Origin of the sequence: Pseudanabaena sp. Chao 1811, assembly GCF_027942295.1 — a bacterium.
GTDB lineage: Bacteria > Cyanobacteriota > Cyanobacteriia > Pseudanabaenales > Pseudanabaenaceae > Pseudanabaena.
Genome location: NZ_CP101416.1, coordinates 2,526,831 through 2,545,251 on the forward strand (window position 1 = coordinate 2,526,831; position 18,421 = coordinate 2,545,251).

The 18,421-nt window shown below is 39.3% G+C and carries 17 protein-coding genes; 12 read left to right on the forward strand and 5 right to left on the reverse strand.

The annotated features are described in order from the left end of the window. Positions 1–23: 23 nt before the first annotated feature. The 3 genes from NMG48_RS11575 to NMG48_RS11585 form a co-directional block, all read right to left on the reverse strand. Positions 24–1,871, reverse strand: coding sequence for a hypothetical protein (locus NMG48_RS11575; RefSeq protein WP_271251712.1), 1,848 nt, complete (start codon positions 1,869–1,871; stop codon positions 24–26). 5 nt (positions 1,872–1,876) lie between these two features. After that, on the reverse strand, positions 1,877–2,983 hold the full coding sequence (locus NMG48_RS11580; protein ID WP_271251713.1) for an AAA family ATPase: 1,107 nt from the start codon (positions 2,981–2,983) through the stop codon (positions 1,877–1,879). A gap of 146 nt (positions 2,984–3,129) precedes the next feature. Then, entirely contained in the window at positions 3,130–3,393 is a 264-nt protein-coding gene (locus tag NMG48_RS11585) for a hypothetical protein (RefSeq protein ID WP_271251714.1), read from the reverse strand. 117 nt (positions 3,394–3,510) lie between these two features. Here NMG48_RS11585 and NMG48_RS11590 point away from each other — a divergent pair, with 117 nt between their 5' ends. Further along, positions 3,511–5,094: an ATP-binding protein gene (locus NMG48_RS11590; RefSeq protein ID WP_271251715.1), complete on the forward strand. Its 1,584-nt coding sequence runs from the start codon at positions 3,511–3,513 to the stop codon at positions 5,092–5,094. A 30-nt stretch (positions 5,095–5,124) separates the two neighbouring features. On the opposite strand, the gene NMG48_RS11595 is transcribed toward NMG48_RS11590, so the two are convergent. Beyond that, a complete protein-coding gene (locus tag NMG48_RS11595) occupies positions 5,125–5,976 on the reverse strand; it encodes a hypothetical protein (RefSeq protein ID WP_271251716.1) in 852 nt (283 codons plus the stop codon). 156 nt (positions 5,977–6,132) lie between these two features. Between NMG48_RS11595 and NMG48_RS11600 the strand changes: the two genes are divergently transcribed. Both NMG48_RS11600 and NMG48_RS11605 read left to right on the forward strand, forming a co-directional pair. Next, positions 6,133–6,384, forward strand: coding sequence for a hypothetical protein (locus NMG48_RS11600; RefSeq protein WP_271251717.1), 252 nt, complete (start codon positions 6,133–6,135; stop codon positions 6,382–6,384). Continuing rightward, positions 6,374–6,547, forward strand: a complete 174-nt coding sequence (locus NMG48_RS11605) for a hypothetical protein (protein WP_271251718.1) — start codon at positions 6,374–6,376, stop codon at positions 6,545–6,547. Before NMG48_RS11600 ends, NMG48_RS11605 begins: the two co-directional genes overlap by 11 nt. A gap of 33 nt (positions 6,548–6,580) precedes the next feature. Here NMG48_RS11605 and NMG48_RS11610 read toward each other — a convergent pair whose 3' ends face one another. Then, positions 6,581–7,792 carry an IS256 family transposase gene (locus tag NMG48_RS11610; RefSeq protein WP_271251719.1) on the reverse strand — a complete coding sequence of 404 codons (1,212 nt, stop codon included), beginning with the start codon at positions 7,790–7,792 and terminating at the stop codon, positions 6,581–6,583. A 108-nt stretch (positions 7,793–7,900) separates the two neighbouring features. Here NMG48_RS11610 and NMG48_RS11615 point away from each other — a divergent pair, with 108 nt between their 5' ends. The 9 genes from NMG48_RS11615 to NMG48_RS11655 all read left to right on the forward strand — a co-directional run bounded on the left by NMG48_RS11615 (position 7,901) and on the right by NMG48_RS11655 (position 18,327). Next, on the forward strand, positions 7,901–8,290 hold the full coding sequence (locus NMG48_RS11615; RefSeq protein ID WP_271251720.1) for a hypothetical protein: 390 nt from the start codon (positions 7,901–7,903) through the stop codon (positions 8,288–8,290). A gap of 24 nt (positions 8,291–8,314) precedes the next feature. Continuing rightward, the gene (locus NMG48_RS11620) at positions 8,315–8,722 is read left to right on the forward strand and encodes an MAPEG family protein (protein ID WP_271251721.1); all 408 of its coding nucleotides are present in this window, start codon (positions 8,315–8,317) and stop codon (positions 8,720–8,722) included. A 442-nt stretch (positions 8,723–9,164) separates the two neighbouring features. After that, positions 9,165–9,563 (forward strand): DUF1499 domain-containing protein, encoded by a 399-nt coding sequence (locus tag NMG48_RS11625; protein WP_169364578.1) that lies wholly within the window; start codon positions 9,165–9,167, stop codon positions 9,561–9,563. A gap of 164 nt (positions 9,564–9,727) precedes the next feature. Continuing rightward, a complete protein-coding gene (locus NMG48_RS11630; RefSeq protein WP_126385322.1) occupies positions 9,728–10,054 on the forward strand; it encodes a carbon dioxide-concentrating mechanism protein CcmK in 327 nt (108 codons plus the stop codon). 51 nt (positions 10,055–10,105) lie between these two features. After that, positions 10,106–10,543 carry a type II 3-dehydroquinate dehydratase gene (gene aroQ, locus NMG48_RS11635; protein ID WP_271251722.1) on the forward strand — a complete coding sequence of 146 codons (438 nt, stop codon included), beginning with the start codon at positions 10,106–10,108 and terminating at the stop codon, positions 10,541–10,543. Continuing rightward, the gene (locus tag NMG48_RS11640) at positions 10,540–11,889 is read left to right on the forward strand and encodes a cytosine deaminase (protein ID WP_271251723.1); all 1,350 of its coding nucleotides are present in this window, start codon (positions 10,540–10,542) and stop codon (positions 11,887–11,889) included. The genes aroQ and NMG48_RS11640 overlap by 4 nt, the downstream gene beginning before the upstream one ends. Positions 11,890–12,351: 462 nt before the next feature. Then, entirely contained in the window at positions 12,352–15,480 is a 3,129-nt protein-coding gene (locus tag NMG48_RS11645; protein ID WP_271251724.1) for a CBS domain-containing protein, read from the forward strand. A gap of 304 nt (positions 15,481–15,784) precedes the next feature. Beyond that, entirely contained in the window at positions 15,785–17,029 is a 1,245-nt protein-coding gene (locus NMG48_RS11650) for an EAL domain-containing response regulator (protein WP_271251725.1), read from the forward strand. 209 nt (positions 17,030–17,238) lie between these two features. Then, positions 17,239–18,327: a hybrid sensor histidine kinase/response regulator gene (locus tag NMG48_RS11655; RefSeq protein ID WP_271251726.1), complete on the forward strand. Its 1,089-nt coding sequence runs from the start codon at positions 17,239–17,241 to the stop codon at positions 18,325–18,327. Positions 18,328–18,421: the final 94 nt, after the last annotated feature.

Below are 18,421 nucleotides of genomic sequence, written 5' to 3' on the forward strand. Positions count from 1 at the left end.
TCCAGACTATATCAACAAAAAGTTTACGCTATGTAATTCTCTGCTAATACTGCAAAGTTAATATTTTTTAGTTGAATATAGCCGTCCATAAAGGTTTCTCCATCTTCTATTAAGTTAGTATCGTCAGGTCGATAGCTTGGCAACCAAAAACTGCTTTGAATACTTAAATTACTTAATTTATCTTGTCTTTTTTCTAGCTCTTTTTGAATCAAGTACTCATAAACAAATTGCTTGCGAACACTTCTTTGCTTTATTTCTTCAAGATTTTTAGAATCGCAAAAGTAATTTGAAGTCAAATATTTAACATCAATTACTTCTAATAAATCTCGATATAGATTTGTTGTTTGTTGAATAAAGTTGTTAAATGAATCTTTTAAAGATTTAGCTGATTCATCTCGAAAAATTGAAAGATTAAAAACATTAGTTCTGGGGTCTTTGTAGGATATGTTAAATACTAATTCGATAGGTGGAGGCGAAAGAATTTCTTTAAAAAAAGAATCCCAATCTAAAATGTTTTTTTCTAATGCGATACAAAACAAATGATTAAAGTAATACATTTTATGAAGACAGATAGAATCAATTACTTCAGGTATTGCCCAAAAAGAATAAAATTCCTTTTTAGGTAATGGGGAAGTGATTTTAACTTCTAAGGAACTAAAGCGAGAGTTTATTGGGAAAGATGGATAAACTTCTTTCAATTTTTCTAGAGTATGTTTACCTTCTTTTTGTCCAATAAAAGCAATCTTAGAATTTTTAAATCCAATCCCTTTAAAAGTCGTTTTATAGCCATAATCATTATGAATATCGTCACATATTTTGTAGTGAGTTGTCTTAACCTTAACTTGACTTAAAAGTGGTGAAAATATAACTGCATCAGGATTTAATTTTGTATTAAGAAGGTCAAATGTGTTTGATAGATTAATAAGAGGTGATATCTTGGTGGATTCCATTAATCTATGAGCCACATATTTAGGATCTAAGTGTAAAAGTAGTGATGGGTTAGTAGTTTGAGCAATATAGTTTAAACACATTGATTCCCAAACACTATGAAAATTTGAAACTCCCCATATCTCACCATCTTTTTGCTTGTTTAGATCGCCATATAGAAATAATTCAATGGCTTCGTAATATTGGCAATAGTCAGCATCTTTAATCGGAGTATTATGATCTATTGTTTCTAGAGCATCTTTCAGAATATCTAAAACTTGTTCATAGCTCTGTTCATCAAAAAGACTATCGTCACTTCTTAAATATTTTTCACGAAATCTCTCAGATAATGATGTAATCTCTGTACTTATATTTTCTTTAAGTTGAAGCTTGACTTCACAAAACAGATAGCAATACATTGAAACAATATCCGTTGATTCAAATTGCAATACCTTTTTAGGCAAAAGCATTTGATCAACATAAGCAGCATTATTTGGTAGATATACGGCTTGATGTAAATACTTGTGAATCTGACTAACATCAAATTTATCACTTCTACCTAGCCGATAAGCAAGAGACAGAATTTTAGGTTCGTCATATACATCTAACAAACTGCCGATAATATCTAGCTTAGAATAAAAAATATTTTCTAAATTATCACCATCATCTTGAATTCCAGAACCTTTAGCAAATTTAATTATTCCATCACGATCTTTGACAAACTTATCAATGTTGTCTTTATCAATACAAATTTTTTTAAATGTATCGAAAATTTTATAAAACAAAAAAAATAGATCGCGTTTCTTGCCAAATCCATTAAATTCATCAATATTTTCGCTAAAACCTTTAGGCAAATAAAAACGAAATATTCCACCTTGTTTCTCAACGCCAACAAAAGAATATTTGCTAGAGTGAAAAAATTGTAAAGACTTAAAATTTATCATAACTATTAAAAAGTAACGTCATCGACAAATTCAAGGACTTTATCCATAAACTCATCTGTCAAACATAGAAAATCAGAATATTGTGTTAACTTTACTGGTCTATTTTCAGTAGACAATAAATTTTCTAAAGGCTTTTTGTCTCTTGCAAATACGCTATCCCATAAATAGAACATCAATTTATCTTTTACTTGTTGAAGATTTACAGTATTATTTACTGGTTTAATGAACCACAAACCAATTTGCTTATCTTCTATCCGTCGAATTGATTGATAATTAGACTTGATAAATATATTAATTCCCAATATATAGTTTTCCCACAATGGTTTCGTAGAGTCTGAATCTTTTTCTGGATTATTGCTAATAAACGCTATTTTTCCGAAATCTTTGGTGCTAGAATACAGGGAAACGTATTGCCAATCCCAGCGCCTTTTAAATGCACTATCAAGATAATAAATTGATTCATCTGATGTGTTAATCGTAGCAATAATTGATAGATTGCTGGGAATATTAATACGCCCCTGCCTCAAAAGATTACAAGCTCTACTTCCATCAAAGTTATGCTCATGTAATTGACTAGCTTTGTTCTCAAAATATTTATCATATGTTCTTAAAGCATCATCATTAATATAAATACTTCCATTTTGCTGAATAATTGGCTTTAGCCCCATTACTTCAAGCAATCCAAATAATTCCATATCTGAAATATCCACCTCATAGCTCGACCATCCATCACTTTCCCGATCAAGCAACTGAAACACAGTCCCAAAAATAGCAGCAGCATTCCCCCGATTCAATTCATCAATTACCAACAAAAAATTTTCATCACTACCATCGATTAACGCCTTGTAAGCCATACCCAAAATACGAAGAAAATGCCCTGGGTAAAACTTGTAGATAATTGAACCATTTTGAGTTAACGGCAACAACTTCCCCATAAAATCAGCATAAGTATACTCTGGGTGAAATACAGTCTTAATAGTATTTTTCAGAGTTTTCGTATCTTCATCGAAAGGGATCAGCAATTCATGGGCTATTTCACGCACTTGATAGCTTTTACCAGTTCCAGGGCTACCAAAAAGAATTTTTTGAATTGGCTTAACTTGTTCAGACATTGAAAAAGACGAAATACTAAACTATTTGCTATTATCTCACGAAATTATTAGGTTGCGTCATGATTTGCGTAAATTAAGACATAAATCTTCTTTGATTTGATGCTAACTATAGCGATCGCCAAAATCCTCAAACAAAAGGCTAAGTATTACTCACTCTCCCATGATTCCCCATGAATCTCCCTCATACAGATCTGCACACCACCTTCCAAATCCAAAAGCGCATCATCCATCGAAGCATATTCATCCTCACCTTCCCAAAATATTCCACCCGACTCAAAAGCACGCACAAACCCACTGGAATAACCATCATCTCTCCAGCCAATTTCAATAATTCCATTCTCTCTATTTACCCAACGCGAGATATTGGGATATCTATCCTCAAAAGATTTAGGCAAAGATTTCTTAGGCATAGATGGATAGTAGTGTTAAAGCTTAAATTATAGGCAAATTATAGGCTTAAAAAGCGATCGCTTGATGTCTGAGAGAAGTAAAGCGATATAATAACATTGGCTTAGCTTTACACGAAAATGATCGACATTTTTACTGTCATTTTAATTGCCCTTGGCGGATTCGTCATGTTTCTTTCGATCAAAGAGACACAACGGATTTTAGATCTACTCAAAGACAGTAAATATCAGAAGCTTTGGTATATTCTCAGAGCATTGATGGTTTTCTTTCTCTTAGGATATTTAGGAGTAATCGTCCTATTTCCCCTCAGAGTGCAGTGGTTAATCTTAGTTCTAACAGGGGTCATCTTCTTCTTTGGTGCTTTATTTGTTTTTATGGTCGTCAAAATAGGCTTTCTGACGATTCGGGACTTATTGAAAACTAATATTTTAAGATTGCAATTGCAACAAGAAAAGGAAACAGCCGAAGAGATTGCGCGAATTAAGTCTGAATTTTTAGCCACTATGAGCCATGAGATTCGTACCCCGATGAATGGTGTGATTGGCATGACAAATCTCTTGCTTGGGACTTATCTTGACTCAGAGCAGAGGGAATATGTAGAGACCATCAATGCTAGTGGTGAATCACTATTGATGATTATTAACGATATTTTGGACTTCTCAAAAATTGAAGCAGGCAAGGTTAACTTAGAAGTACAGCCTTTTGAACTGAGAGAATGTCTGGACAGAGTTTTTAGTTTGTTTATCCCTAAATCCAATGAGAAAGGATTAAAACTATATTACTTAATTGATGCTAATGTTTCCCAATTTATCGAAGGCGATATTAATCGTTTACAGCAAATTCTGATTAACTTAGTAGGTAATTCGATTAAGTTTACATCAGTGGGTGAAGTCGTTGTCAGCGTAACCAAGTATAACGAAGATCAACTCCTCTTCACGATTAAAGATACAGGTATTGGCATTCCTTCTAACAAATTAGATAAATTATTTAAGCCATTCTCTCAAGTGGATTCCTCAACCACACGTAAATTTGGTGGTACTGGCTTAGGGTTAGCGATTTCTCAAAATCTTACCAGATTAATGGGAGGTGATATCTGGATTGAGAGTACTTTAGGGAAAGGGACAACATTCCTATTTACGATCGCCTATCAACCCGCAGATCAGAAGTTGTTGCCTACAGATAGCCATATACCAGTCATTGAGAAACTTCATCTATTAGAGTTAGGCGTAAAGCCTTCTCACGACGATCACTCCTCCAAAACTATTGCTAGTAATGTTCCCAAATTAGCAGACAGTCTCCCTTTCAAGATTTTACTAGCTGAAGATAATCCCGTAAATCAGAAATTAGCGAATCGTCTTTTTGAAAAGATGGGCTATGACATTGATGTTGCAACTAATGGTATAGAAGTTCTCGAAGCGCTCAATAAAAAGACCTATGATCTCATTTTTATGGATGTACAAATGCCTGAAATGGATGGTTTAGAGGCGACTAGACAGATTCGCGCTAAGGAGAAATTTGCTCAAACCGATTTAGCAAATCTCGATGTAGTTCCTAAATCCATTCAAATTATTGCGATGACTGCCAATGCCATGCAAGGCGATCGCGAAAAATGTCTAGAAGCTGGCATGAATGATTACGTAACCAAGCCTTTTAAAATCGAGCAAATTCAAACCGCGATCGAGAAATGTGGTCAAAATCTGTGACGAGACAGTAACGTGCAAAGCGCGTTCTCTCTACTGGGAAACAAGAGCGAAACTATTGGCAAACTGATCAAAAGCTTTAGCCGTTGGACTATTGGGATCACTTTTCGCAGCAGGTTGATAGTAGCGAACGGTATAGAGGAATTTGTCAGCTTCGAGGGTTAAGACTTGCACTTTCCAATTGTTTGAGGCGATCGCAGTGGTAAATTCCTTTTTCGAGCCAGACTTTGCCCCCTTAACTTTTGCATCAAAGGGAATCGTGACTACATCCTTTGCATTTTCGGAACCGTCAGAAGCGATCGCTTTAGCATCACTCGGTTGCCTTGCCACAATCGTATAAACCTGCTGGCTTTGTTGCAGCTTTTGGGTGATTTTCTCTAGGTTATTGTCCTTAGTCAGATCAATTTCTTTGCTAGGCGTAAATATGACTGTACTCGCGCCCGATGGTTCTAAACCCAGATCGATCGCTTTCCAGTCGGCGGGATAGCGCAAGGTATAACCCGCACCATTGTATTTACCCGTAGTTTCAGGTTTGGCATCCTCAGAGCGACAAATCTCGATTTTGCTAGCATCTTGATTAGTTTGCAGGATATAGCGAGTATCCTCAGCAACCAAAGCAATTTCAAATCCCTCTTGAGTTGGCGCAACCGTTTGACACAAATCAGTAAGATTCGCAGGTTGTGGTTTTGCTGACTCCGCCGCGATCGCCACATTTGCCGACAGCTTAAGCTGCGATCGCAAATAACTAATCGCCTTCTCCGTCGCAGGATTAGCCGTTGGTGCAGTGGTGGGGCTAGGCGATGCATTAGGCGCTGAATTCTGCTGACAACTAGCAACAATCAATGCGATCGCAGCAATTCCGATATAAATTTGAAACTTTGGCATAACATAAAACGAGATCTAGCACCCATCATAATGCTTAGAGGCAGAAGGGGTGCTTTGCCCCCTTGCTCCTAGCAATAAATTAACCCAAGTTGCTACCTATGGTAACAAGAAAAAAATGCTGCTACAAAGGACAAAAGCCGAGTAACAGCAAGAAAAATGAATGATGAAATTGTAGCGATTTATTGCCTCTGTGACGATATTCTCCGAGCGATGAATCATCAAGGTGATATACAGCAACAGATGAGTGATGCCGAAGTAATGACTACAGCTATAGTTGCAGTTGTATATTTTTGTGGAAATTTCGAGAAGGCAAGAAAACAGCTGTCAGAGTCACAATACATGCCAAATATGCTGAGTCGGAGTCGGTTCAATCGCAGACTCTATAGAGTTGAACTTGATGTTGTTTGAAGCTTTGGGACAAGCATGGAAACAACTGAACACCGAATCGGTTTACAGCATTGATAGTTTTCCGATCCCCGTTTGTGACAATATTCGCATATCAAGGTCAAAAATCTATGATGGAAATGAAGAGTATCGAGGCTATCAAGCCAGCAAGAAACGGTACTTTTAGAGACTGTCAAGTAAAATGTGTAAAGTCTAGAAGCTAGACGTGGAGACGATCCTCGAAGAGGATGGCAAAGCGATTAAGAGCAGGTTTCCAATCACGAATCGGCATCGTCCACTTCTTCGAGATATTCCGCATTGCTAAATAAACGAGCTTGAAAGCAGCATCATCAGAGGGAAAAATCTGTTGGGATTTAATCACCTTCCGCAAACTACTGTTCATCGACTCAATCGCATTGGTGGTATAAATCGCCCTGCGAATCTCGGTCGGGAAAGCAAAGAAGGGGATAATGTTTGCCCAATGACTGCGCCAAGACTTGGAGATTGATGGATATTGCTTGTCCCACTTTTCAGCAAAGAGTTCGAGATTAAACTCAGCCTCCGATTCCGTCGCCGCGCTATAAATAGCCTTGAGGTCAGCACAAACTTGCTTGCGTTGTTGCCAAGGTACAAAAGCGACCGAGTTTCTGACCATGTGGACAATGCATAACTGCACCTGAGTTTTAGGAAATACCGTCTCAATCGCATTAGGGAAACCAGTCAAGCCATCGACACAGGCAATCAAAATATCTTTGACCCCACGGTTGTGAATTTCGGTGAGTACTGACAACCAGAATTTCGCACCTTCATTCGGAGAAATCCACATACCCAGTAATTCCTTGTACCCGTCCATATTCACGCCCAAGGCAAAGTACAAGGATTTGTTAATCACTCTGCCATTGTCTCGGACTTTGATGACTAGACAGTCCAGAAAGACGATTGGATAGACTGCTTCAAGGGGACGGTTTTGCCATTGCTTCACCTCGTCAATTACTGCATCTGTAACATTGGAAATAAGTGTTGGTGATACTTCAACACCATACATTTCTTGCAACTGGGCTTGAATATCCCTGACACTCATACCTCGTGCGTAGAGAGCAATGATCTTTTCATCTAGTCCTGACAAGCGACTTTGTCCTTTCTTCACCATCTGCGGTTCAAACTCCCCTTGCCGATCTCGGGGGACTGCGATTTCGGCTACGCCAAAGTCACCTTGCACTTTTTTCTGGCTATAGCCATTGCGACTGTTAGTTTGTCCTTCTGGTCTTGGTTCATGTTTTCCGTAGCCCAGATGCATGGATAGTTCTGCTTCCAATGCTCGCTCCACTAATGCGGTCGTCAGTTGCTTCAGAATGCCTCCTTCTCCGAATAGGTCAGGTGGTGTTTTACATTCTTGCAGCAATTCGTCGAGCAATTCTTTGCGTATATTCATCAGTTTTAGTGTTGGTAATTGTGTGTCTAGATCATCTCTCTGTATATATCCCAGACTTTACACACTTCACTTTACACTCTCTACTTTTACGGTATTAAAATTCATTTGATGGCGACAGAGTCGGGAGAACCTGTGGAGTTTTTTCTAACTTCAGGCTCATTTGCTGATGTTAGAGGGTTGAAAGTATTTCCATTTGCTTTACCTGAAGGCTCTGTAGTCTATGCAGATAAAGCTTACAACGATTATGAAGTGGAAGATTTATTGCTTGAAGCCGAGAATATCCAGCTCTCAGCTATGCGAAAACGCAATTCAAAACGACCTGTACCTGCCTATGTTCAATTTCTCCAGCACCATAAGCGCAAAGTAATTGAAACCACTGGCAGTTTGATATCACAACTTTTACCTAAATCGATTCATGCTGTTACTGCCAAGGGATTTGAGCTTAAAGTCATGCTCTTTGTCCTTGCTCTTAGCGTTAATCTATGGGTAGCAACTTAGGTTAAATTAACAACTAATCACTAAATGGATATTAAAACATTCGTATTTCCCGCGATCGCTACCATCGGCGCATTGCTCGTTTATTTTGGATTAGGTATTGGTGTTGGCGTTGCCCGTGTTAAATACAAAATTTCACCACCACAAACCACAGGTAATGAAGACTTCGAGCGGGTTTATCGTGCCCACCAAAATACCCTTGAGCAGATTGTGATCTTTTTGCCATCCCTATGGCTATTCAGTATTTATGTAAATCCCAACTGGGGCGCAATTTTAGGTGCTGCTTGGATTGTGGGGCGAATTCTCTATGCTTGGGGCTATTACATTGAAGCCAGTAAACGCGCCCCCGGAAATGCGATCGCCTCTTTAGCTACCCTTGCTTTGATCTTTGGCACACTCTTTAATCTGGTACGCGGATTACTTTTTGCCAATTAGCCCAACTCAATTGTTATTTCGCTCACTACCCCGACGAAATAACAATTGATCTTACGTGGAAGGCTGTAAAGCCCTCACCCCTAGCCCCTCTCCCGCAGGAGAGGGAAGAAAATAATATCGGTCTTACTCCCCTTCTCCTGCGGGAGAAGGGGTTGGGGGATGAGGGTTCCACGTAAAATCAGTAACAATTAAGCCTTGCCATAACGTGAAATCAAAGTATTAACAACAAACCTCTTCAACTTGATGGATAGAAGTCTAGAGAATGAAAATGTCATAATCGACTGTGTATTAATACTCAGCGAAATTTGTAATACCAATTATGTCTAAACTTGTCGCGATCGCCGCGAGCTTATATTTTGTTACTCTTGCTTATTTCGGATTTGTTCCTGCGGCTTCGGCAAATTCCCTTACCCATACCCTAAATTCTGCGATCGCAACACCTATGGCACTTTTTTCCTTTTCTGGCACACGCCCCACTAATCTCGGCGTGACAAATGGCAAGCTTCTTGATTGCCCTAATTCCCCTAACTGTGTATCGAGCCAAAGCACCGATGCCGAACACAAAATCGCACCCTTGACCTATACAGGCGATCCCGCCAAAGCCTTGGCTGATCTCAAGGCAGTGATCGAGAGCTTGCCCCGCACCAAAATTATTACCGCCGAAGGTAATTATATTTATGCGGAGTTTACGAGCAAGCTTATGGGCTATGTCGATGACGTGGAGTTTTACTTAAATGCTGACAAGGGCATCATTGAGGTGCGCTCCGCCTCACGTCTTGGTCAATCGGATCTAGGCGTAAACCGCGATCGCATTGAAACCATTCGCACCAAATTTGCATAATAAATCCCACATTTGTGAGGGGCTGCGCTTCGCGCAGCCCCTCACAAATAGAGTAATTTGTGTGCTGTTTATTTTTTGTTATCGCGCAAATAACTGATACATATCATTCAATCGATACCATTGAGATTTATGATTGTGATTGGTAAAAAATCTAGAGAAAGTTTATGGGAATGGCAGTTGGTTTGGTCGAGGTGTTGGGGCATCCACCCGCACTCTCCGTTGCTGACACAATGGTTAAAGCTGCGAAAGTCACTTTTGTGGGCTACGAAAAAGTTAGTGGCGCTCGCCTCACCATCATCATTCGCGGGCCCGTGGGCGATGTCAAAAGAGCTGTTGAAGCAGGTGTAGAGGCAGCTAAAAAAATTGAAGTTCTAAGTTCTAAGGACAAAGCATTATTCCTTTCCGCAACCGTAATTCCTCGTCCCCACGAAAATCTCGAAGCAATTACGAAGACGATGCAGTTTAGTTCGGCTATGGATCAATTCCGCTAATCAAGGAAAAAGTTAAAAGGACAAAGAAAAAAAGAAGAATTAGATCAAATAATGAAAATTTTGGTTCTGCATGGGCCAAACCTCAATATGTTGGGCTTACGGGAGCCAGAGGTATATGGCAGCACCACATTAGCGCAAATTAACGATCGTCTAACTCAGGACGCGACAGAGTTAGGCGCAGAATTAACATTTTTGCAATCCAACCATGAGGGTGTTCTGATCGATACAATTCATGCTGCGTTTCAAGTGCAACAGGGGATTTTGATTAATCCGGGGGGCTTAACCCATACCAGTGTGGCGCTCAGAGATGCGATCGCCTCGGTGAATATACCTACCGTAGAAGTGCATTTAAGTAATATTCATAAACGCGAAGAATTTCGTCACCATTCGTTTATTGCTCCTATTGCGATCGGTCAGATTAGTGGCTTTGGCGCAGAGAGCTATCGCTTAGGACTTAGAGCACTAGTGACGCATATATCAAAGTTATGACAGAACCTTCGCATTATTGGATTGTTAATACACGCATTCCCAATTGTTTCATTGATAATACGATTCGGACTCAAGCTGTAGATCTGCCGCTCACTCCAACTTTACAACGCGATCGCCTATTTCCTTGTCATCTAGAAATCAAGAATGGTTTAGTTGCTTCCATCGTCCCTAATTCTCCCGATTCACTCACTTCCCAAATTCCTACCGAAAGCCTACCAATTGTTGATGCAAAGCAAGGACTGATGGTTCCCTGTTTTGCTGATTTGCATACCCATCTTGATAAAGGGCATATTTGGGAACGTAGTCCTAATCTAGATGGTACATTTCAAGGCGCACTCAAGGGGATTTATCGCGATTGCACAGAGAATCTCAACTGGAAATATGAAGATCTCTATCGCCGCATGGAATTTGGGCTGAAGTGCAGCTATGCCCACGGAACCAAAGCAATTCGTACCCATCTAGATTGTCCTCCCCATCAGTTTGAAACGACCTTCCAAGTATTTAAGGAACTGCGAGATAAATGGAAGGATAAAATTACTTTGCAAGCCGTATCTCTAGTAAAGCTAGCCTACTTTGAGACTCCAGAGGGTGAGCAATTTGCCGATGCAGTAGCTGAAGTTGGTGGCATCATTGGTGGCATTGCCCATATGATCCCTGAGTTTGATTGGTATCTAGAGCGGATTTTTCAATTAGCACGCGAACGTAATCTATCTCTTGATTTCCATACCGATGAGACCGATGATCCTGAGTCTCGTACATTGCATCGTGTTGCTGCTGCTGTGATCAAGCATGGATTTGAGGCTCAAGTTATCTGTGGACATTGCTGTAGTCTATCAGTCCAAGATGAGGCGATCGCTAATGAAACAATTCAGCTAGTCAAGCAAGCAGGGATTGGGATTGTCAGTTTACCTATGTGCAATATGTATTTGCAAGATCGGTTTGCTGATCGAACTCCTCGTTGGCGTGGGGTGACGTTGTTGCGTGAATTAGCTGCCGCAGGAATAACCGTTGCTATTTCTAGTGATAATTGTCGCGATCCTTTCTATGGATTTGGTGATCATGATTTATTAGAAGTCTTTAGCATGGGGACTAAAATACTGCACTTAGATACACCCTACGACAATTGGATAGAGACAGTCACTTCGCGTCCAGCCGCCCTAATGGGTTTAGATGACGTTGGCAAAATTGGGATTGGTAACACTGCGGATCTCGTTCTATTTAAGGCACGTAGCTATAGTGAGTTGTTATCTCGTCACCAAGGCGATCGCACTGTATTTAGAAATGGCATTGCGATCGATACGAACCTTCCTGACTATGCAGAACTTGACGATTTAATCTTTCATTAAAGAACTTTAATACAATAAAAATTGCTGAGTGAAGCGCACAAAAAGTTAGGACTTACGCATCGAGTGGATATAGCGCGGGCTTCGCCCGCGCTATATCCACTCAAAACCCAGTAAATTCGTTAGCATTGCGTAAGTCCTATACAATTAATGCAAGAATTGTTAGTATTCCTAAAAGGGAAAGGATTTATTGAGGTAAGGATTGGCGGCGCGAAGTGCTGCCAATCTTATCTATTTAGCTTTACCTTGGGGAGAAAAGATAAACGATGAATTTCGTTTAATAACTGATGTTACATTGGAAGGAATTCGCATGACCGAATCGGTATGGGGCTATTACGCTACCCGCAATTCTCTAAAGACTTAGGCAGAAACAAACATAGTGGATGCCCCCTGCTAACCTAATAGCAATAAACTCCTCATCTGTGTTCCACTTAGCATCAGTAATAGATAGGTTTTATAAATGCAATGCATACTAATTCATCTTCTCTAAATTCTTTTTTCTCAATCGATCTCGCAATTGACAAATATCCACTCAAAGTTGAGCCGAGTACTCTTGTCTTAGATGCGATCGCCTTTATGGGTCTATCCCGCAGTAAATGCTCACTAGAAGAAACAGACTGTAATCGATTAAATTTATTAGAATCGAGAGCTAGTTGTGTCATAGTCATCGAAGACGATCAGCTAGTTGGCATCTTTACAGAACGAGATGTTGTTAGACTACTAGCCAATGATGTCAAACTAGAGAATATCCATATTGAATCAGTCATGACTCGATCTCCAATCGTCTTAAAGCGATCGCAATGTCGTGATATTTTTGCATTTGTAAATTTATTCCAAAAACATCATATTCGGCATTTGCCAATTGTTGACGATCAAGGCAAGTTTGTAGGACTAGTCACCCAAGATAGTGTACGGCGCAATTTACAGCCAGTGGATTTATTAAGGGCGAGATCTATTGCCGAAATTATGTCGAAACAGGTGGTTTGGGCATTACCAAGTGAAACGATTACTGACCTAGCACTAAAAATGACTAACCATCGAGTTAGTTGTGTAGTTATCATCGAAGACCGTCGTCCCATCGGCATCGTCACCGAACGTGATATCGTCCAATTTCAGGCTCTGAAGTTATCTTTAGATGCAATTGAAGCTCACTTAGTCATGAGTTCGCCATTGTTTTGTCTCCAACCCGAACAAACTCTTTGGATTGCCCACCAAGAAATGCAACGCCGTAATATTCAGCGCTTAGTGGTCACAGACAATTCGGGCGATTTAGTGGGGATCGTCACCCAAACTAGCTTACTAGAAGTACTACAGCCAAAAGAACTTTATAGTGTCGTAGAAGCTTTGCAACGCCAAGTTGCAAGATTAGAATCGGAAAAAGTGCAAATCTTAGAAGAGCGGAACCAAGAACTAGAAAAAAAAGTTGAAGCTCGCACAGCCGAAGTATCAACAAAGTTAGAGCGCGAATATCTTATTGCTAGTGTATCCAACCAAATCCGCTATGCCCTGAGCATTGACAGCGTATTGCAAACAATTGTGCATGGGTTGCGGAAGTTGCTTAAATGCGATCGCGTATTGATATATCAGTTTCAGTCATCACGAAAAGGGATAATCATCTCAGAGGATTGTGCGAACCAAGAGATGAGCATTATCAATCATCAATTTTCTGACACCTGCTTTTATAACGAAAGTTCCGCTGAGTCCTTTAAAGATGACATACGAGCAATTAATGATATTTACACAGCAGATCTGGCAAGTTGTCATGTGCAATTACTAGAGAGATATTCTGTAAAAGCAAGCGTAATTGTGCCCATTTCAGTTAATGGAAAAGAACAGGAAGTAATCCCTTATTTACCAGGTGTTTTTTACAAGCCACAACTTTTGAATGAAGGATTCTGGGGATTATTAATCGCGCACCAATGTGATGCTCCAAGATCTTGGAAGTCTGGAGACTTAGAGCTACTGGATCAGTTGTCATCACAAATTTCCATCTCTTTGCAACAGACCTTAGCACAAGCCCAAAATCAAGCGGAATTATTAGAAAGAAAACGGGCTGAAGCGGCGTTAAAAGATAGCGAAGAACTCTTTCGCCAATTAGCAGAAAATATTCAGCAGGTATTTTATCTTACGGATATCAAAAACTCTAGTATTCTCTATGTTAGCCCCAGCTACGAGAATATCTGGGGGAAATCTTGCCAAAGTCTCTACGATAATCCGCGTTCCTATATCGAATCAGTGTATCCATCGGATCGGGAAATAGTGATTAATGCCCATCAACGTAAACTCTTGGGCGAAAACACAGCAGTAGAATATCGCATTATCCGACCTGATGGACAGGTTCGTTGGATTTTTGATCGTACTTTTACAATTCGCGATCGCAATGGTGAAGTATACCGCGTGAGTGGTATTGCCGATGATATTAGCGATCGCAAAAATGCCGAACTAAATCTCAAACAACTTAATCAAGAACTAGAATCGAGAGTCGCAGAGCGAACCCATGATTTGCAAAGTCAACTGGCGGCGATTGAAGCCAGTACTGACGGAATTGCAATCATTAATGAACAAGGCGAATATACTTTTATTAATGCTGCCCATCTGGAGATATTTGGTTGTCAAGATGCTGGCGAAGTAATAGGCAAAACTTGGAAAGTATTTTACTATCCTGAAGAAATTGAACGGATGGAAAAAGAAGTTTTTCCAATAATTGAGGCGAATCAAAAGTGGCGAGGGGAAGCGATCGCCAAACGCCGTGATGGTAGCACATTTGTAGAAGAGCTATCACTCACGATGGTAAAAGGTATTGGATTGATCTGTGTCTGTCGAGATGGTACAGAGCGAAAACAAATGGAGGAAAGTATTCGTCAAGCTTTAGCCAAAGAGCAGGAACTAAGCGAACTACGCTCTAGTTTTATTTCAATCGCATCCCATGAGTTTCGCACACCCCTGACTGTCATTTCTTCCTCATCAGTAATTCTCGAAACCTATAGTGATCGCCTAAGCGAAGAAAAGAAGAAAATCCATCTTCAACGTATAAATTCAAGCGTTAACCATATGGTGCATCTATTAGATGATGTCCTAACAATAAATCGAGCAGAAGCAAATAAACTAGAATTTAAGCCCAAAACAGTTGATTTGGTTTCTTTCTGTCAAAATCTTATTGCAGAACTCCAGATAACTACGACAAAGCACAAACTTATATTCGCGGTCTTGCAAAATAACGAGATAGAACCAACCTTAACCAGTCTTGATGCTTATTGTGACATCAAGTTACTAAGACAAATTCTCACGAATCTGTTGAGTAACGCGATTAAATATTCTCCCCAAGGTGGAATTGTTCATTTACGTCTAACCCAACAAGACAAAAACCTAACTTTACAAATTCAAGATAGTGGCATTGGTATTCCTATAGATTCTCAATCCCAATTATTTAGTTCTTTTTATCGAGCTGAAAACGTAGGCAATATTTCTGGGACTGGATTAGGTTTATCGATTGTAAAAAAATGTGTAGATTTGCATAATGGATTGATTACAATAGATAGTCAAGAAGGTAAAGGTACTACTTTTAATGTGACTATTCCATTTTTACTTGGCTGAGTTTGTATAATCAAAGCAATTGCCTTTTTTAAACATCAAGTAGTTAGACATAATTAAAAAATCAAACCAAAATCTGTGGCACACGCGCAGCGTATGTTACAGATTTTGGAGTTTTATATTTAATACACCTAGCTACTTAATTAGGACTTAAACAAATAAACTAAAAACTAAAGTTATTTGTTAAACGCCAAAGTCCATGGCATCAGACTAAAAAATAAGCTTAATTAAACTTTTTAACGGGTTTAAGCTTGTTGTCTAAAATTTATACATGGCTACACTAATTTCATCATCATTTATAGGTTTTATGAATAAAATTCTGGTCATAGAGGACTCCGTTGAAGTTCTTGACAATATTCAGCAAATCCTTGAGCTAGAAGGTTTTCTTGTAATTACTGCTGCCAATGGGAGTATTGGTATTGAACAAGCCAAGCAAAATTGCCCTGATTTAATCATTTGTGATGTCATGATGCCTGAGGTTGATGGCTATGGCGTACTAGTAGCTTTACAACAGAACATTACAACTAGTCAAATCCCTTTTATCTTTTTAACAGCTAAGGCTGAACATCAAAGTGTTCGGCAAGGCATAGAACTCGGTGCAGATGACTATTTAACTAAGCCATTTAATCCCGATGAACTGCTGAGAGCGATCGCCATTCGGTTACGCAAAAAGTCTTTCGCAAAGCAGCACTATACCCAGCAACTACAACAAGAAATCGAGGCGGCTAGACAAAATTTACCTTTTTCTACACCAAGTTTGAGCTTAGAAGAGATTGCGATCGCCAACGCCCTCAGACAAACACTAGAAAGCCCAGAATCAAACCAATTGTTACTCTATTACCAACCTCAAGTCGATCTTAAAACTGGAGAAATTATTGGTGCTGAAGCATTAGTCCGCTGGCAACATCCAGAATATGGTTTTCTCTTTCCAGACAAATTTATACCGATCGCCGAAACAACTGGACTCATCGTCCCACTCGGAAATCTGGTACTACAACTTGCTTGTCAACAAACCAAAAAATGGCAGTCAATCCGCAATAATCTGTCAATATCAGTAAATGTATCGGCTCATCAATTCAGCGACGCAAATTTAAAACTGACAGTTCAGAAAGTCATTAGAGATAACAATCTCAATGCTAATTTATTAGATTTAGAAATCACAGAAACTACTCTAATTCAAGATCCTCAGTTAACGAATGACATTCTAAATATATTCCGAAGTCTAGGTGCTCGCGTATCTATTGATGATTTTGGTATTGGATATTCCTCTTTGAGCTATTTACAAAAGTTTTCGCTTGATACAATTAAAATCGATCGCAGTTTTGTCAGTAATGTTGACACGAATACAGGGAATGCCGCTATAGTGCAAGCCGTGATCGAAATGGCTCACAAGTTAAATTTCAATATTGTCGCTGAAGGCGTAGAAACAAGAGCAGAACTAAATTTCTTAAGACAACATAATTGTGACATTATTCAAGGATACTTATTTAGTAAACCTTTGCCTGTCCATGAATTTGAGCAATTATTGATATCAGGTCGGAAATTAGATTGAATCATCTTAGGTAGTTCGGCATAATTAAATTAAAGATAAAACCCTAAAAATCTGCACCGCCAGCAGCGTGGGCGGTACAGATTTTTGGCTCTGGCTTTTTAATTATGCCAAACTACTTAAGAGATAGATGAGAGCCCAACTATCGTAAAAAGCTACAAATCGCCATTTAGCATATTATTCCACTTAAATCAATTATTATCCAAATTGTCATGCAACATATTTTAGTCATTGAAGATGAACAGGGAATTCGAGAAAATATCAAAGAAATTTTATCGTTAGAAGGTTTCTATGTGATTACCGCAGAGAATGGATCTGTTGGCGTACAGATGGCAAAAGAAGACCATCCTGATTTGATTCTATGCGATGTGATGATGCCAGAATTAGATGGATTTGGTGTTTTAAAAGCATTACGACGCAATTCTTTGACCGCGACTATTCCCGTTATCTTTTTAACCGCAAAATCTTCCCATAGTGATATGCGCGAGGGTATGGAACTTGGCGCGGATGATTATATAACCAAACCATTTACACCTTCGGAGCTATTAAAATCTATTGCTACAAGGCTTGAGAAATATGAAGTAGCTAAGAAAGAAAGCATAGCTAAATTAGATGTATTAAGGCGTAATATTGCTAACTCACTGCCGCACGAAATGTTAACGCCATTGAGCGGCATTTTAGGATTATCAGAAATAATTCTTAGCGATTATGACTTTCTATCAAAGGATGAAATTCTAGAATCAGTTCAGAATATCTATCTCTCTGGACAACGGTTACATAGATTGGCGCGAAATTTTATGCTCTTTGCCGAGCTAGAAGCAACTGCCGCCAGTTACCCAACATGGAAAGATGATCCCGATTGCAGTGCAGTGAAAGACATCATTGCTTCTGCCGCTTATGCCTGTGCCGAAAAAGCAAATAGAGTAGATGATTTAGAGATGGAGTTAGAAGAGGCGATCGTCAAAATTTTGCCCAAACATCTCACTAAAGTAATTGAAGAAATTGTCGAAAATGCTTTTAAATTCTCCACGGCAGGTAGTCCTGTAAAGGTAACCAGCAAAGTAGATGTTAATGCACAAGTTTTTAATCTGTATATTGTCGATCATGGTAGAGGGATGACGGACGAACAAATAGCCAACATCGGCGCTTACATGCAGTTCGAGCGCAAACATTATGAGCAGCAAGGCAATGGTCTAGGCTTAATCTTGGCAAAACGTATTGCCGAAACATACGGGGGAGAATTTTCAATTGAAAATATCCTTTCCAATCAAACGGTGGTCTGTATTAAGTTGCCAATGTGATATTTGCCAATTATTAGGATTTGTCCTAAACCAACCTTACATTGCTATATAGCTGCCGTCACTTATGTTAGGACAAGAAGAGAAAGGCGGCACG

Coding starts and splice junctions, on each gene's coding strand:
- NMG48_RS11640 (WP_271251723.1), top strand. CDS start 10,540: ATGACAGAACCTTCGCATTATTGGATTGTTAATACACGCATTCCCAAT.
- NMG48_RS11620 (WP_271251721.1), top strand. CDS start 8,315: ATGGATATTAAAACATTCGTATTTCCCGCGATCGCTACCATCGGCGCA.
- NMG48_RS11655 (WP_271251726.1), top strand. CDS start 17,239: ATGCAACATATTTTAGTCATTGAAGATGAACAGGGAATTCGAGAAAAT.
- NMG48_RS11605 (WP_271251718.1), top strand. CDS start 6,374: ATGTTGTTTGAAGCTTTGGGACAAGCATGGAAACAACTGAACACCGAA.
- NMG48_RS11650 (WP_271251725.1), top strand. CDS start 15,785: ATGAATAAAATTCTGGTCATAGAGGACTCCGTTGAAGTTCTTGACAAT.
- NMG48_RS11580 (WP_271251713.1), bottom strand. CDS start 2,983: ATGTCTGAACAAGTTAAGCCAATTCAAAAAATTCTTTTTGGTAGCCCT.
- NMG48_RS11595 (WP_271251716.1), bottom strand. CDS start 5,976: ATGCCAAAGTTTCAAATTTATATCGGAATTGCTGCGATCGCATTGATT.
- NMG48_RS11615 (WP_271251720.1), top strand. CDS start 7,901: ATGGCGACAGAGTCGGGAGAACCTGTGGAGTTTTTTCTAACTTCAGGC.
- NMG48_RS11590 (WP_271251715.1), top strand. CDS start 3,511: ATGATCGACATTTTTACTGTCATTTTAATTGCCCTTGGCGGATTCGTC.
- NMG48_RS11575 (WP_271251712.1), bottom strand. CDS start 1,871: ATGATAAATTTTAAGTCTTTACAATTTTTTCACTCTAGCAAATATTCT.
- NMG48_RS11600 (WP_271251717.1), top strand. CDS start 6,133: ATGAATGATGAAATTGTAGCGATTTATTGCCTCTGTGACGATATTCTC.
- NMG48_RS11610 (WP_271251719.1), bottom strand. CDS start 7,792: ATGAATATACGCAAAGAATTGCTCGACGAATTGCTGCAAGAATGTAAA.
- NMG48_RS11585 (WP_271251714.1), bottom strand. CDS start 3,393: ATGCCTAAGAAATCTTTGCCTAAATCTTTTGAGGATAGATATCCCAAT.
- NMG48_RS11645 (WP_271251724.1), top strand. CDS start 12,352: ATGCATACTAATTCATCTTCTCTAAATTCTTTTTTCTCAATCGATCTC.
- NMG48_RS11630 (WP_126385322.1), top strand. CDS start 9,728: ATGGGAATGGCAGTTGGTTTGGTCGAGGTGTTGGGGCATCCACCCGCA.
- aroQ (WP_271251722.1), top strand. CDS start 10,106: ATGAAAATTTTGGTTCTGCATGGGCCAAACCTCAATATGTTGGGCTTA.
- NMG48_RS11625 (WP_169364578.1), top strand. CDS start 9,165: ATGGCACTTTTTTCCTTTTCTGGCACACGCCCCACTAATCTCGGCGTG.